We start from the raw sequence: 13,775 nt of genomic DNA on the forward strand, positions 1-13,775 counted from the left end.
ATATGTCTGAACACGACACCAAGCTCCACGGTTGCTGGCGGTTGGTTTCTTTTGATACCGAGCGTCAGGACACAAAGGAGCGCACGCAACCGTGGGGCGCGGCCCCCAATGGGCGCCTTATTTTCGGCTCTGACGGGCGAATGATGGTAATGATTACCGCAGAGACGCGGGAGCCCGGAGATACGGATGAGAAGCTGCTAGCACTTTTCCGTACCATGATGTGCTACACAGGACGGTATCGGATAGACGGGGATAGATTCATCACAAAAATTGACTCCTCCTGGAATGAAGCCTGGAATGGCAGTGAGCAGGAACGATCCTACAAGCTTGAAGGAGACACGCTCTACGTCATGACGGCCTGGATGCCGAATCCGTTGATATCAGGAAATCCAATAGGAAGAGCTATTCTTCGTTTTAGACGCGAGTAATTTCCCCTACGCTGAGTTCGCAACTAGTCGTTCGTTTGCAGGTGATCAATTCCCGGCTGCATCCTGCGGGGAATGAAGGCAATGCATTCGGCGACAATTGCGCACGTCAGCGGCAACCATAGCCAGCCTCGATCACCAGCTCCGCCCCGCTGACAAACCGACTCGCATCCGACGCCAGATACAAAATCCCCGCCGCCACATCCGTCGCCGAACCACGGCCTGTCAGCATTTGCACCTCCGCCAGATCGACCAGCGTCTGCGTCAGGTCGCCCTGCTTACGCAAAGCCTCCACCTGCGCCGGTGGCCGTGAAAAACCCGGATGGATCGTATTGACACGGATATTGCGCGCCGCATAGCGCATCGCATTCATATTGGCCATCCGCAGCGCCGCCTTCGCCGCATGGTCGGCCGCTTCATGCCGCTCATCCTCTAGCGCACACAAAGACAGCACATTGACGATAGAGCCGCCACCGGCCCGCTCCATCGCCGCGATGACGTGCTTGGTACACAGGATGCTGCCATTGACGTTGGCCGACATGGCCTTCTCCCACTGCGCCAGCGAAAGCCCCTGCGCTGACGGATTGTCGGCATCGATGCCGGCGCTGTTGACCAGGATATCAATACGGCCGAAATGCCCCTCAACCGCACCCATCACCCGCAGCACTGCATTGCGGTCGCTGACATCCAGCGACCAGAATCTCGCCCGGCCCTGTGCGCTGCCGAGCAGCCAGGCGACGACCTGGCCCTCCTCCTCACGCACATCCAGGATCGCCAGCTTGGCGCCGGCGGTGGAGAGGGCACAGGCGATGTGCAGCGCGATGCCGCGTGCTGCGCCGGTGACTAGGGCGACTTTGTTTTTGAGGGAGAAGTAGGCGTTGAGTTGGTTCATGGGGGTCCTGACACGTTCGCGTGTTAGCAATGGTTTACATATATCTTTTGTCGCTTCGGCCTGAGTATAAAACAAATAATTTGGTTGATAAGCAACCTTAAACTATATTTAATTCATTGTATAGAGTTGAATTTCACACTTTAGGTGTGTTATGCGTATAAGGTGGATGATCAACTATCTACGTGTTGTCCAACGTGGAGGTATTGTGTCGTGCCCACCAAAGAAGAACTCATCAATACAAAAATAGGCAAAACCGTAGCTAAGAAACGGAAGATTGCAGGCTTTACTCAGGAAGAAGTTGCAGAGCATCTTGGTATTGGCAACGAAGCGTTTTCTCGAATTGAGCGTGGGCTGGTCAGCCCTGGAATATTCAAGCTTTACGAGATGGCCGACATGTTCGAATGCGGCGTAGAAACGTTTCTTATCGAAGGTAGTCGGCGGCCAACCGATCAGGTTGAGTACATGACTAAGCTACTCTCAAATGTGCCCACTACAGATCGCCAATTGATTATTGGGATGGTGGAAAAGCTTGCGCGACGTTTTGCTAGAAAAGATAGTAAAGCACAGCAAAAGGAAGAGTTTGAAGGTTAGAAGTTCTGGCTGTAATAGGACCCAATATCAGGCTGCGATTCCGAATGACTCCGCTGGATCACAGCTTGAGAAAAAAGTGGGGTAATTGATGGCGCAAATCAGCTATCAATCTATTCTGAGCAGTTCACTTTTTGAGAGTATTTTCTTCAGATTTTTTAAGAGGGATGACTGTCTTTGCAATTTTGTGAACGATGAGCTCTGTGTCTTTTCGCTCGATAACGCGAGATATTTGGTTCTGTGAATCAAATATCGCAATGTAAGTAGGTGAACTATCCAGAATGAAACCTGTAGCAATTTTCTGGCCGTTCTTTAAAATTTCATGGCACTGCGAATCAGTCGAGCCGGCCTCACAACCTTTGGCATATATTGCTCGCTTCTTTGCAGCAAAAATTTCTCCTTGGCTTACTGCGATATATAGTGGCAGACCTAAAATTATTCCTATCAGAATTAGTATGATAGGTACAGTCAGGGCAAGGCTACCAGTTATGAAAATACTGCCAAATAGTTCTAGTAACCATTCGGGAATATTCCGTATTTTGCTAGGCGATTTTTTTGCAAGCTTTCTGGTTGTAACTTGCATACCCCAAATATAGAGAATAATGGCCAGAACGCCAGCGAGCAGGAATCCTAGATATTTATTTATCCCATTTATTCCTGTGTTAGCAAAATTCCAAAGAGTCACCGCACCATATATCTGAGTTTCATACGTGCCTTTCGGAAAATCGGTGGAGCTCACACCAAATTTATCCAAATAGATACTTTGGTAAATATATCCCAGGAAATAGAGCAAAATCCCGCCACCGATAATTGTGGCAGCAAAGATTTTTGCCAATAGTCCAAGAAAACTCGAGATCCCATTTTCAGAGAAAGACTTATTGTTGTCGATCTTGGCTGGCAGTCTATTTTTTGACAGAGCTTTTACCATATAACGATCAAAAGTGAATGAAAATCGGAAGTCGTGGATGTGCTGGCTGCTCTATTTTTAGATCAAATCACAAGCTGAGGCACTCACTAAGAAACGATTTCATTAACCGTTCGATGCATTCTTAGCGATGCGCCGTCGCAAGTATGGGGGCGGTAAAATTCAGTCTAATAACAGTAGGCAAATAGTATGGTGATGCTGAGCTTCAAGATCCTGCATGACAGTGTTGAGATAAATAATCACTTCAAAGAACTGTAGACGTGGCTTGGTTACCGGAGCAGTGCTAATGGTCCGGCTTTAAGGAAGTGCTTTGCACCACCATTAGACTGCTCCGAAATTTTATTCACAGAGCATAGCATCCATGCAAGCAAATAAGAACAGCTATCAGTTGATCTAGATAACTCATTTGCTTTTGCATCTGTAACTTGAAATCGTGGCTCTCCTAAAAAAGAACAGGAAATTAATTCAATTAGCTCACGGGCTTCTGTTTGATTACCGTCATACGGGTGCCACGCCCCGTGTTCAAGTCTGTAATTTACCGAGTTACGAATCTCTGACAGCCAATTTCCATTGGGATGATTCTCTTGGCATAGGGTAGACAGCAAAAACTTGACAGAGCTACGAGCTTTCTCCATCTGTGATTTCGAAAGAACGCATTGACTTAAGTCATGTTGAAAAGAGTCCAGGAATTCTTTGAACGCAAACCAGAATTGTTTATGCGCTCCACCCCCAATGGAGTGCAAGGATTTCAGAACAACAGCACCATTGTGTGAGTTGGTAATGTACCGTCCGCTATACGTTCCTGATGCAAGTTTGGACTTCTCATTTGTAGGGAGTGGTATTTCATAGAGATGTGCAATCTGATGAATGGCTGCGACATGTCGTTGATCAATATTTGTACAGAAATAGCCGAACAAGCGCATAAGGGAATTTGCGGCGAAATAGGCCGAATAATATGACCGTATGATGATCCAACCACTTGCTAAAGGCCTATCGATCAATGCCTCAACTCTCTGAGCACTTTCTATCGCGGCAGAACTATAGCGAACAATGTCGTGCGCCAAGGCTTCAACAATATCTGTTGAAGCATCGAGCAATAGTGTCACATTTTTTTTCTTAGGCGATTGTTCAACTCGGTAGGATGCGGAAAGTATCCAGTCCTGCACCCCAAGAATTTTTGGACGACGCTGATTGCGCAGATCTCTAAGCAAAAGCTGCTGTGATGCATCGATGAGGCTCATCTTTAAAGACTAAAGTTAGATTTAAGTTGTTGTCTAAAATGTTCCGCGAGATCCGCCTGATTCATTCTTGGATTGGTAAACGTACTTTGCTTGATATTTGCAAATATCGGTTGTGACACGGCTTCAAAATTGTCAACGGTATATTTTTTTGAAAATCTAAGTTTTACACGTTCAGCGCAATCTAGAAATACGTCACAAAATGCCCGGAAAACGGTTTTATTGGTTATGGATTTTTCAGATTTTTTCTCACGCAATCCGAGAAGGACTGCGTGGAAATATGAGTTCCAAATTAGATAAATTTGATCTGCGGATCGATCCGAAAATATTTGCAAATGCGGCTTCAACCCCGCATTGAAAGTTACTCGGCTAATTTTCGCTGCAACTTTTTTAGTTGCACTGGTGAGCCCAATTAGAGCGCTTTTTTGATCTTGGTCAAATAGGTCAAAAATTTCACCTAGCAAGCCCTCTATATCATTCTCGGTTTTTGCCAAACTTTTTATAGACAGTAATAATTCTTTTGGGACGGGGCGTTGTTTAGTGTTTATATCGATGAACAATCTAGTTTCTTGTTCGCGTGTCAGATTTTCATAGACGACAACTGGAACCCTTAGCCGGGTTTTTGCCAATGCATATCCGTACACCCTATGTTGCCCATCGATAATCAAGAATGCGTGCGGATCAAATATAAACGATGCTGTCTTACCTTGACCTACCAGTTTAAATTTCGACTCGGTTTGTGCGCTGAGAACGATTGAGTTTGGAATTGTTCCCATTTCAAAATCAATGTAGTTGGCAATGTCCTTGGCTCTTTTATTATCCAGTACACGTTGAAAACCATTTATGGGATCTTCATCGCGATTAGTTGCGAAACAACATTTCGCTAAGACATCACTAAAGATAGAAAAAGTATAAAAGCGATGCTCGCCTTGTCGCATTTGGCTAACAGAATACCGAACCTCATCACCAGCAGCCGGAATTTTCTCTGAGTTCGATTTTCCGATACTGCTCTTGGTGGATGTGGTATCGGAAGCGAAATCTGGAAATAATAAGGGCTGATGGGCGGATTTTGTAGCTATCGACGCGCCTTTCGAGGACAAGGATAAAGGTTTGTTATTGGTGGATTTTTTGGTCTTGTCGGCAGTTGGCGCCGCAGTTTTATCTATTTTCTTCATCTGTGACCTTTATTCGAAATATATTGTTTCCCTAGTGTACCGAATTATCTCGTTGATAAGGCTATAAATGAAAAGAGGTTATGCGCTTTCGAGGCATTGAAAGGTGGTACGAGATGGATACCGTTGCCTATATGATGACGCGCAGCGATTGGGAAAAACTGGCGGCGGTATAGATCCGCCTGCCTTCCCTAAGCGACCCTTCGCTCTCTCGGTCTACAGGCCGTACTTGGCCGCAAGCGTGCAGTCGACGATTCTCTCGATTGCGGCCATTCAATACTGCAAGCTTGTCGATCTTTATCTGCGTTCGAACGCCAGTTTAACGCCAAGCGCCAGCAGGACAATGCCACTGGTCTGGTGCATGCGGGTCAGGATACGGGGGTTACGGTGGATCGATGCTGACAGCCGGCCGGCGAATAGTGCGACCGGCCCTTTAACGAGAAACGTCAGGCCGGCAAACGTCACACCCAAAACAAATAGGGAAAGCATCGGATGCGTCGCATTTGCAGGGACAAATTGCGGCAGGAAGGCGAGGTAAAAGAGCACAACCTTCGGATTCGAGGCATTGGACAAGGCTCCCTGCGCGAAGGTCCGCAGCGTCGATGCTGGTGCGCCCCGACTGCTCGCCAGAGACAACTCGCCCGACGAACGCAACAGCGTGACGCCGAGGTATAGCAGGTAAAGCGCGCCGACGAGCTTCAGCGCCGTGAAGAGCCACTCCGATGCTTGAAGAAGCGCCCCAACACCTAGCGTCGCCAGCACCGTGTGCATGAGCAGGCCAGTACTGACGCCCGCCGCAGTGACGACGCCGGCACGGGTTCCCCCGGATAGCGTGCGCGATATCACCAGGACCATGTCCTGTCCCGGGGTAAGAATGATCAGAAGTGAGGTGGCGATGAATGATAGCCACGAGAGTTGATGCATGGGATTTCTCCTGGAAGAGGTGGGGGCGAAACCGCGCTGAGTGCCGCGTGCAGGCCCGTCGTTAAATTATAGTTCTCCCCCTGTAGCGATTGGATGCGCATTTGCCCACAAAAATATCAATTTTTGGAGTTATTATCTATTTTTAGAAAAATTGGTAGTGAATTATGTCGATAAAACTCGATGCAATAGACAAGCGCATCCTGCGTGCGCTCCAAAGCGATTCGAACCGGACCAATGCCGAACTCGCGCAGCACGTCGGGCTCTCCGCGACACCGTGCCTGCGCCGCGTGCACCTTCTTGAGGAGCAAGGCGTCATCGACGGTTACGTCGCGCTGCTGAATCCCGCTGCCGTTGACCTGCGCTTTACCGCCTTCGTGCGAATCACGCTTGAGCGCCAGGACAAAGCGACAGTCGAGCACTTTGCAAAGGAAATGGAAAAAGCGCCAGAAGTGCTTGAGTGCCATCTGATGGCCGGAAGCTACGACTATCTCCTGCGCGTCACCGTCAGGGATCTGGACGACTATCAGCGCTTCCAGATGGAGACGCTCACGAAGATTAAAGGGATACGCAACGTCGAAACCGAGATCCCGCTCAAACGCATCAAGCAAACGACCCGCCTCCCGATCTAGAGGCGGTTGCAATGCGGCTGCAGTCAGCTCCGCGCCGTATGAAAGGTGATCGCGTAGCCATCGGGATCACTGGTGACGAAGAAGCGACCGAAGGGGCTGTCGGCGAGCGGGCTGAGGATTGTGCCGCCCCGCTTGATAATGAGGTCGTGCAGCGCATCGGCGTCGGCGCATGCGATCCAGAGCGCCATGCCTACGCCGAGCGGCCCCGCTTCGGGAAGCGCACGCAGAGGCTCTCTCAGCGCCAGCGGGATCGGCTCGGTCTTGAAAATGACCGCCCCGGGAGGACTATGCGCTGCGGTTTCGAAACCGAAGATTTCGACGTAGAACTTGCGGGATGCGGCGAGGTCGCGCACTTGCAAGGCGATGAAGTCGGGGCCGACTGGGGTTGTCATAATAGCTCCTATCAAGTAATATCAGTGCACTGATATTAATGTAAGGGCACTGATATGTCAACGGAGAAAATAGCGCCTCGAAGCGGAGTCGACTGGATTGGCTACAACCTGAAGATCACGCAACATCGGTTGAGGCAACGCCTGGATGCCGAACTTGCGCGGGTCGGCATCACGGCGCCTCAGAATGCAGCTCTGCTTGCCGTCGCCGGCAATCCGCGAATCTCGAATGCCGACCTGGCTCGCGCGGCGTTCGTGACGCCGCAGACCATGCAGGCGATCCTCGTCAATCTTGAACGCGGAGGCCTGATTGTGCGGAGTCCGCACCCGGAGCATGGCCGGGTCATCATGACCGAGCTGACGACGGCCGGTCAAAAGGCCGTAGCCGATGGCGCGAAAGCTGCCGACGCGGTAGAACGGCGGATGCTGTCCAGGCTGTCTACTGAAGAGGCCCGGCTTCTTTGCGAGTTGCTCAAGCGTTGTGCCGCCGCCCTGGACGACCAGCCGTCCGACAGCTAGGGATGGTCTACGGCTATCCGATCACGCCTTTGTAGCATCAGACGACAATTTCTGTGCCAGATACGCAAAGGTGCGTGCCTGGCGTTGCCGCCGGAAGTGCAGGTACGCCAGCACCAGCGAAGCACATTGCAATGCTGCGCAAAAATAGAAGGGCGCGCCGATGCGCCAGTCTCCTTTTGGCAGGTTGGATACCGCGCCCAGCAAGGGCGCGCCGATGACCGGCGCGATCACCGCCATCAAGCTGTTGAGCGAACTGACTGCGCCTAGCGTCTGGCCCTGATTATGCGAATCCGTCGCGCCGGAAATGATGCTTTGGATTACGGCGGTAACCGTGGGGCCGAAGATGTTGGCGAAAATGATGGCGTACATCATCCAGCCATGGTTGGCCATTCCCCACAGCAGGTAGGCGGCTGTCGACGACAGCAGGCCGATGATCGCCAGCCGCTGCGGGCTGAAGCGCTTGAGCAGAAGGTTTAGCAATACTCCTTGCACCAGCACCGACATGATGCCGACCGCTGCCAGCGCCTGGCCGTTTTGCAGCGGTCCCCAGTCAAACTTGAGGTTGGTGTAGAGCATCCAGATGGTGAACAGTATGAATTGTGCGAGGCCGCTGCAGGCAACTACTCCGACCAGGGGGCCAACCGTTTTGAGGCGCGACAGCGCTTGCAGGGAAGACAGCGGGTTAGCGGATTTCCAGCTGAAGCTGCGCCGCCGCTCCGCAGGCAACGATTCGGGCAAGACAAAATAACCGTAGATCAGGTTGATCAGGGCCAGGCTGCCGGCGACGATGAAAGGCAGGCGTAAATTGATCGCTCCCAGCAAGCCGCCCATCACCGGCCCGATGATGAAGCCGACGCCGAACATTGCACCGATCATACCGAAGCGCTTGGCGCGTTGTTCCGGCTGCGTGATGTCCGCTACGTAGGCATTGCACACTGCTGCGTTGGCTTGCATGGCGCCGCCTATCAGGCGCACTACAATCAGCATCCACAGTGCGGTCGAAAAAGCGGTGGCGAAAAAATTCAAGGCCAGTCCGCAAAATCCCAGCAGCAATATCGGTCGTCGGCCATATCTGTCGGACAGTGCGCCCAGGATCGGCGCACCGAAGAAATTCGCCAGGCCGAAGGCGAACGCCACGGCGCCGTACCAGAATGCCGTGTCCGCTTGCGAGCCGGTGAATTCGCCGACCAGCGCCGGCAATACCGGCACGATCAGACCGACCGAAACCATGTCGATCAAGACCGTCAGCATGATGAAAGGCATGGCGGCGGCGCGGGCTTTGTGCTGTGTCGCAGTGCTGAAAGTGGTCACGCTTTGCTACTCCGGTAGGTGGCGCCATCGTGCCGTGGCGGACAAGAATCGCCTTGGTGACAGACACGACAATCCATATGACGGTGTTATGAGCATGACGATGCACATGCCAGGTCGATATGGAACTGTTCAATTGAGGAAATGCCAGCGCCTGTTCTTCGCTGGCTAGTTTTTGTGGTCCAGTCTTTGTTGTCTCGTCTTTATTGTCTAGTCTCGCGATAGCCGGGGCGCTTCGAAACGACGATTCTCCAGCACCGGCAGCACACTCCGTGCATAGGCAATGCGCGCCGGGTCGATATCGGCAAGAATCAAGGCAGGTCCTTCGGCGGCGCGCGCCACAGCGACCCCCAGCGGATCTACCACCATGCTGTTGCCGATATTACGCGGCCCGCATTCGCCGGCTGCCGCGATATAGCAGGTGTTTTCCAGCGCGCGTGCGGTAACCAGGACTTCCCAATGCGCTTCCTTCAGCGGCCCTCTGAGCCAGGCGGAAGGCAGCACCAGTAATTGGGCGCCATCCAGCACCAAACGGCGCGCCAGTTCGGGGAAGCGGACGTCGTAGCAGGTCATCAATCCGACCTTGAGGCCGGCGATGTCCAGCAAGGGAGGGATCTCGTTTCCCGGACTGACGTTGGTCGATTCTTTCACGGAAAACGCGTCGTACAAATGCAATTTGCGGTATTGCGCAATGATCTCGCCATTGCGTAGCGCGATCAGTACATTGAATACCCGTTGATTTGGCGCAGGTACGTGTATGCACAGCACGACGGTAAGATTAGAGCCGCGGCTGGCCGCCAGGAGCTGCGTCACAAACGGACCGTCCAATGGCTGCGCCGCTTTGAGCACGATATCGGGATCGGCAATGTCGCGCGCCAGCACGCCTTCCGGCAGCACCAGCAGATCGGCAGCGCCGTGCTTCGCCTGCGTCATCAAATCAATACACGTATTTACGTTTTCCGGCCATTCCCGGCTGACGGCAAACTGTCCAAGAGCTACTTTCATGATGCCTTTCTTTTTTCTGTATTCAGGCCTGCACTAGCTCGGCGCGGCGCTTAACCATTTTCCGGCACGGGCGGGCGGTGCTTGGCGCCAGACAAGGATTCACCCATGTGCAAGAAAAACTTGTCGTATATTTCCCGGTCGGTCACGGTGGTGGTTTTTGAATCGCCGGCGGTGTCCCAGATGGTGGCGGTAAAGCGCGCCCGCACCAGCGTTGCCGAGCCGCTCATGCCGGGACGCACCGAAATGATGGCATTGACGCTCTCATGATCGGGCTTGGCGCTCAGCGGAATTCCCCGGCTCTTGAAGATGGCGCGAATCGCCTCGCGCCAGCGCACGCCGATCACCTTGTCTTTCTGGGCTTCCACCATGAAAAACTCCGGGTCCGCCTTGACCGGCTTGAAGCCCATCTCCTCCAGCGCCCAGGCGCTGGCGGCAACTGCCCCGGAACCGTTCAGGCTGGGAAACAGCTTGTCCTGGACGTGCGTCAGGGCTGCCCGTTCCTTCTCATTGAGATCAACGGTAACCTGCTTGGAACTGAGTCTCAAGAGTTTGCTGCCGCTGTCGCCGGTAACCCTTTCATTGGGATCCTTGTCGGTGGAACAGGCGGCAGCGCTCAGAAGCAACGCGGCCGCGGAGATCAGGATGGAAATCCTGGAAACTAATCTGACGGTCATTATTGGTATCTCCGTTTTGTAAAATATGACAACAACCAGCGCCAAAAGGCGCATCAACATTCTTACGCGCTTAAAGCGCTAGCCTCGGCCCTGATGGCATGCGGTGCAATCAGCTCTATCAGCTCTTCCAGTTGCGGACTGAGCGACGGCAGGAAAGCGGTCCAGGGGCCTGCTTCGTCCGGCGTCTGCAAATCAGGATGGAAACGCTGTACTTCCCTGGCAAAACGCATTCCCATCTCTGCCATGCTGCGCAATTGCGTCACTACCGCGGCGCGCGTTTGCGCGTGGATCTGGCTACGTTCCGCTTCTGCATGACGCAGGGCGGCGACCAGCCGTTCCGGTAAATCGACAGCATCGACCTTCAACAGGCGGCGGCCGATCTCGTCTTTACCCAGCAGATTGGCGATCCGCTCATCCATGCTGACGCCGACCGCCGGTACGCCTGCTTCCATGCTGGTGACGATGGCGTGGAAACGTGAACTCAGCAACAGGTCGGCTGCCCGCAGCAGGCCGACCATGGCGGCAGGCGGCGCGTCGCCGCTGACCACCACCGGCGGCGTTTGTTCGAAACGGGTCGCGAGATCGTTGCATGCGATACGGTCGACTTTATCCATGCCGATAATCAGCACGCTGCCGCCGCTTTCCTGTTGCCATTGCTGCGCCGCGAAAGCCAGTGCGTCGAGGTAGGTTGCATAGCGTGTACGGATGGTTTCATCGTCGGGATGAAATAGCAGGCTGCCGAAATGCAGCTCGCGATGGGCGCCGGTTTGTTCCAGTTCCTGCGCTTTGCGCAAGTCGGGGCTCACCGGCCACCAGAATGGATTCATCGGGCATACGACCAGTAGCGGCCGGTGTTCCAGGCGCAGCGCGCGCAACCGTTCCGTGGTGGCGGCAGCCGGTTCCGCCTGGTAAGTCCATGCGGTGTCGGCGCCGCCTGTGGTACGCAGGCCAAGCGGTTCCAGCACGGCCCGGGACTCCTCGTTGCGGCACAAGACCAGCGGCGCGCGGCCGAGGCCGGCGACAAATTCACTCAGGTCGGGGTCCATCTTGCCGGCCTCTGCGCCGTAGCCGACCGCCAGCTTGCCGGCGGCGGCAGCGATGCCTAGCGCGCCGCCCAGCATACCGGACAACATCGAGCACAAATTCGATTTGAACATGGAGCCGTCGCAGGCGATCACGCCGTCATAGCGCGGGATGGTCTGCATGAGAAAGTCGGGGAAATAGTCTAGCACCGGTTCCAGGATGACATCGTCCAGCAAATCGGGCGGCAGTTCTTCGCCGGTGGCGACCAGGCCGATCACCACCTTGTCGCGGCCGAGGATGGCACGCACCTGCCGCATCATTTCCGCTACCCGCACATCGGAGCCGGTGTTACCGCCGCCGGCATAGCCGGCGAACAGCAAGCGTAAAGGCGCGCCGGGCTCCCTGGTCAGCGGCGGCAGGCTGGCGGCGCTGCCGATCAACTGGTTGAGCTGGCGGTACATGACGGGATAGGCGGCGTTGGACGCCAGGAATTCTTCAAGCAGCTTGGACATAAGAGATGTTCTTTTCAGTGAATGCAGGTTGCAGGGAGCCGTCCCAACGCCAGTAGCGGAGCGGCCGGGGCGGCCCATCGTGTGCCAGGGCGGCCGGATGGCCGTCGGCGGTCGCCAGCGGCATCAGACGCCAGCGCAGGTGGTGTCTGGACAGCAGCAGCGGAACGGCGTCGTCGAAAGCGACTTCGACTTGCTCCAGTTCCGACAGTCCGCTGCCGATGGCTTTCAGTACTGATTCCTTCGCCGTCCACATTTGCAGGAAGCGATATGCCGCATCGGCGCCGGCGCCGATTGCCGTGCGCTCGCGCTGGGTGAAATAGGAACGGGCAATGCCGCGCCAGTCGAAATGTGCGGCGGCCAGGCGTTCCCGATGTTCGATATCGATACCCAGCCGCATGTCGCGGCCGATCGCGATCATGGCGACGGCGCCGGAGTGGCTCAGGTTGAAGGCCAGCCCGGGATACCGCAGCAGCCAGGGCTTGCCGTCGCTGCTGGCGGCGATGTGCAGTTCTGTGGCCGGAATTTCAAGCGCAGCGGCCAGCAAACGCCGCAATGCGCTATGCGCCACGGCGAAGCGCGCGCCATCCTGTTGCCGCAAGAAGCGACCGGCGCGCTGACGCTCCGTTTCGGACAACAACGCGTAGTCCGGTTCGGTGTCGTCCAGCGCGATGGCGATGACATGGATGCTATGCGTATCGATTGCTAACTCGATTGCCAACTCCGTCGCCAACCCGGTCGCAAATTCATTCACAGCGAATACTCCACGCTCGCCGCCAGGGTCGAAGAGACATGCTGGATCACGGCGGTTTCTTCATCGCGCACAAAGAAGTGGCCGCCCTGGAACAAATGCCTGCTAAAGCCCGCGCCTGTCAGACCGCGCCAGTGGTCCAGCGCAGCTACCGGGACGTGTTCGTCCTGATTCCCGCCCATGGCTGAAATCGGCACATTCTGCAATCGGCCGATGGCGGTGAAGCGGTCGTTCATTTCAAAATCGGCGCGTAATAGCGAGAATACGTTGGCTCTCAGGTCGGGTTCCTGGAACACGATGTCAGGCGTGCCGCCCAGTTTCCTGAGATAGGCTTCCAAACCGACGTCCGTCAGCCGGTGCAGATCGGTCTTGTATTCCGGGATCGGCGCCCGGCGGCCGGCCGCAAACAGATGCACGACCTGTGCCTGTTTGCGTTCCAGCACCTGTGCGGCGGCAAACGCCAGCGTCGCCCCCATGCTGTGGCCGAACAACGCCAGCGGCCGGTCCAGCAGCGGCTCGATGGCGCGCAACAGGGAGGCGACCATGACGTCGACGTTGCGGCCCGGCTCTTCGTTCATGCGTGTGCTGCGTCCGGGCAGTTGCACCGGGCAGACATCCACGAAAGCCGGCATCCGGTCGACCCAGGAGCGGTAGGCCAGCGCCGCGCCGCCGGCATGATGGAAGCACAGCAGCCGGATCGCTGCCTGCGGACGCGGCTTACGGAACATCAGCCAGTTATTGTAGGGATCCGGGCGCTGGACCGGAAAAGTCTTGGTTGCTTGAGTAGTCGGCATGGTTGCTGAT

16 protein-coding genes are annotated in these 13,775 nt (G+C 54.7%); 4 read left to right on the forward strand and 12 right to left on the reverse strand.

Annotated elements, in window-relative coordinates; all coding sequences use genetic code 11:
- Positions 1-2: 2 nt before the first annotated feature.
- Positions 3-428 carry a lipocalin-like domain-containing protein gene (locus LT85_RS01610; RefSeq protein WP_038484479.1) on the forward strand — a complete coding sequence of 142 codons (426 nt, stop codon included), beginning with the start codon at positions 3-5 and terminating at the stop codon, positions 426-428.
- Positions 429-534: 106 nt separating this feature from the next.
- Here the strand turns inward: LT85_RS01610 and LT85_RS01615 are convergent, their stop codons facing one another.
- Positions 535-1,317 carry an SDR family NAD(P)-dependent oxidoreductase gene (locus LT85_RS01615; protein ID WP_038484482.1) on the reverse strand — a complete coding sequence of 261 codons (783 nt, stop codon included), beginning with the start codon at positions 1,315-1,317 and terminating at the stop codon, positions 535-537.
- A 210-nt stretch (positions 1,318-1,527) separates the two neighbouring features.
- Here LT85_RS01615 and LT85_RS01620 point away from each other — a divergent pair, with 210 nt between their 5' ends.
- A complete protein-coding gene (locus LT85_RS01620; RefSeq protein ID WP_038484487.1) occupies positions 1,528-1,908 on the forward strand; it encodes a helix-turn-helix domain-containing protein in 381 nt (126 codons plus the stop codon).
- Between the two features lie 124 nt (positions 1,909-2,032).
- Here the strand turns inward: LT85_RS01620 and LT85_RS01625 are convergent, their stop codons facing one another.
- The 4 genes from LT85_RS01625 to LT85_RS01635 all read right to left on the reverse strand — a co-directional run bounded on the left by LT85_RS01625 (position 2,033) and on the right by LT85_RS01635 (position 6,164).
- Positions 2,033-2,833, reverse strand: coding sequence for a hypothetical protein (locus LT85_RS01625; RefSeq protein WP_038484490.1), 801 nt, complete (start codon positions 2,831-2,833; stop codon positions 2,033-2,035).
- A gap of 266 nt (positions 2,834-3,099) precedes the next feature.
- The gene (locus tag LT85_RS26345; RefSeq protein ID WP_156117396.1) at positions 3,100-4,071 is read right to left on the reverse strand and encodes a hypothetical protein; all 972 of its coding nucleotides are present in this window, start codon (positions 4,069-4,071) and stop codon (positions 3,100-3,102) included.
- Between the two features lie 2 nt (positions 4,072-4,073).
- On the reverse strand, positions 4,074-5,243 hold the full coding sequence (locus LT85_RS01630) for a DGQHR domain-containing protein (protein WP_156117397.1): 1,170 nt from the start codon (positions 5,241-5,243) through the stop codon (positions 4,074-4,076).
- A 294-nt stretch (positions 5,244-5,537) separates the two neighbouring features.
- A complete protein-coding gene (locus LT85_RS01635) occupies positions 5,538-6,164 on the reverse strand; it encodes a LysE family translocator (RefSeq protein ID WP_038484493.1) in 627 nt (208 codons plus the stop codon).
- A 164-nt stretch (positions 6,165-6,328) separates the two neighbouring features.
- Between LT85_RS01635 and LT85_RS01640 the strand changes: the two genes are divergently transcribed.
- A complete protein-coding gene (locus tag LT85_RS01640) occupies positions 6,329-6,793 on the forward strand; it encodes an Lrp/AsnC family transcriptional regulator (RefSeq protein ID WP_038484496.1) in 465 nt (154 codons plus the stop codon).
- A gap of 23 nt (positions 6,794-6,816) precedes the next feature.
- Here LT85_RS01640 and LT85_RS01645 read toward each other — a convergent pair whose 3' ends face one another.
- On the reverse strand, positions 6,817-7,185 hold the full coding sequence (locus tag LT85_RS01645; protein WP_038484499.1) for a VOC family protein: 369 nt from the start codon (positions 7,183-7,185) through the stop codon (positions 6,817-6,819).
- Positions 7,186-7,239: 54 nt separating this feature from the next.
- Here LT85_RS01645 and LT85_RS01650 point away from each other — a divergent pair, with 54 nt between their 5' ends.
- Positions 7,240-7,701: a MarR family winged helix-turn-helix transcriptional regulator gene (locus tag LT85_RS01650; protein ID WP_038484502.1), complete on the forward strand. Its 462-nt coding sequence runs from the start codon at positions 7,240-7,242 to the stop codon at positions 7,699-7,701.
- Positions 7,702-7,722: 21 nt separating this feature from the next.
- Here LT85_RS01650 and LT85_RS01655 read toward each other — a convergent pair whose 3' ends face one another.
- From LT85_RS01655 to LT85_RS01680, 6 genes are all read right to left on the reverse strand, one after another.
- Positions 7,723-9,012: a TCR/Tet family MFS transporter gene (locus LT85_RS01655; protein ID WP_253273643.1), complete on the reverse strand. Its 1,290-nt coding sequence runs from the start codon at positions 9,010-9,012 to the stop codon at positions 7,723-7,725.
- Positions 9,013-9,219: 207 nt separating this feature from the next.
- The gene (locus LT85_RS01660) at positions 9,220-10,014 is read right to left on the reverse strand and encodes a deaminated glutathione amidase (protein WP_172656931.1); all 795 of its coding nucleotides are present in this window, start codon (positions 10,012-10,014) and stop codon (positions 9,220-9,222) included.
- Positions 10,015-10,064: 50 nt separating this feature from the next.
- Positions 10,065-10,688, reverse strand: a complete 624-nt coding sequence (locus LT85_RS01665) for a hypothetical protein (RefSeq protein ID WP_156117398.1) — start codon at positions 10,686-10,688, stop codon at positions 10,065-10,067.
- A 62-nt stretch (positions 10,689-10,750) separates the two neighbouring features.
- Positions 10,751-12,223 carry a polysaccharide pyruvyl transferase family protein gene (locus tag LT85_RS01670; RefSeq protein ID WP_038484508.1) on the reverse strand — a complete coding sequence of 491 codons (1,473 nt, stop codon included), beginning with the start codon at positions 12,221-12,223 and terminating at the stop codon, positions 10,751-10,753.
- Positions 12,207-12,974: a 4'-phosphopantetheinyl transferase family protein gene (locus LT85_RS01675; protein WP_052134537.1), complete on the reverse strand. Its 768-nt coding sequence runs from the start codon at positions 12,972-12,974 to the stop codon at positions 12,207-12,209. The genes LT85_RS01670 and LT85_RS01675 overlap by 17 nt, the downstream gene beginning before the upstream one ends.
- On the reverse strand, positions 12,971-13,765 hold the full coding sequence (locus LT85_RS01680; RefSeq protein WP_052134540.1) for a thioesterase II family protein: 795 nt from the start codon (positions 13,763-13,765) through the stop codon (positions 12,971-12,973). Before LT85_RS01680 ends, LT85_RS01675 begins: the two co-directional genes overlap by 4 nt.
- Between the last annotated feature and the right edge of the window lie 10 nt (positions 13,766-13,775).

The sequence above is a fragment of the Collimonas arenae genome (assembly GCF_000786695.1).
GTDB classification, from domain to species: Bacteria; Pseudomonadota; Gammaproteobacteria; order Burkholderiales; family Burkholderiaceae_D; genus Collimonas; species Collimonas arenae_A.